Source organism: Micromonospora sp. NPDC004336, assembly GCF_053602615.1.
In genome coordinates this window covers 1-1,094 of record NZ_JBSGDY010000381.1, presented here as the reverse complement: position 1 = coordinate 1,094, position 1,094 = coordinate 1, and the positions used below count along the sequence as shown (strand labels likewise).

1 protein-coding gene is annotated in these 1,094 nt (G+C 74.8%); it reads right to left on the bottom strand.

Annotated features, from left to right (window positions below):
* Positions 1-1,094, bottom strand: a 1,094-nt coding sequence (locus ACWENR_RS30890) for a KR domain-containing protein (RefSeq protein ID WP_452280455.1), incomplete at both ends; no start/stop codon positions are given.

Here is a 1,094-nt window from a genome sequence, read left to right as displayed (position 1 = left end):
CCCACACCCACCGCACCACCACCCGACCGCGACACCAACACCACATGCTCCGCACCCACACCCACCGCCCACTCCGCCACCCGCACACCCAACGCCCCCGTACCACCCGTCACCAACACCGTCCCCGACAACCGGAAACCACCCGAAGAACCCCCAACCCCGACGGAACCCGCGCGCACCAGCCGCCGCACGAACACACCCGACGACCGCACCGCCACCTGGTCCTCGGCACCGGACGACGACAACACCCCACACAGGCCCGCCCAGACACCGCCGCCCCAACCACCCGACACGTCGACCAACCCGCCCCACCGCGACGGCAACTCCAGAGCCACCACCCGACCCAGACCCCACACCGCAGCACCCGAGGCCAGGTCGGTCAGGGGCTCGGAGTCGTCCACGGAGACGGCGCCGCTGGTCAACCACCACAGTCGAGCCTCGACCTCCGTGACGGCCAGCGCCTGCGCCACCGCCAGTGCCTCGACCACGCCCGCGCCGGCCAGCGACAGCAGGGACACCATGCCGGCGACCGGCCCGCTGGTCTCCCTCGCCTCGGCGAGCTGGCGGGCGATGCGGTCGCGGTCCCACTCGTCCAGCACCACCGGGACGACGTCGGCGCCACGCTCCGCCAGCTCGGTCAGCAGCGGGTGGTCCTCCTGGCCGGGGACGATCAGCGCCAGCCACGTGCCGGTCAGGCCGTCGCGCCCGGTCACGGTGCCGGGCCGCCACTCGACCCGGTACCGCCACGAGTCCACCGTCGACCGCTGCCGGGCGGCCCGCCGCCACTGTGCGAGCTTCGGCAGGACCTCGCCGAACGGCTCGTCCACGCGGACGCCCAACTCGCCACCGATCCGGTCGGGGTCGCCGGACTCCACGGCCGCCCAGAACCGGCCGTCGAGCGCGTCGGCCTGGGCGTCCCGCCGGGTCGGCGCGGCGGCCTCGGGCCAGTACCAGGTGTGGTCGAAGGCGTACGTGGGCAGGTCCACCACGCGCGGCCGGGCCCCGGCCTGCCCGTGGTAGGCCGCCCAGTCCACCGCGACACCCGCGACCCAGAGCTGCCCCAGAGCCGACGTCAGCGCGCCGACCTCCGCCTG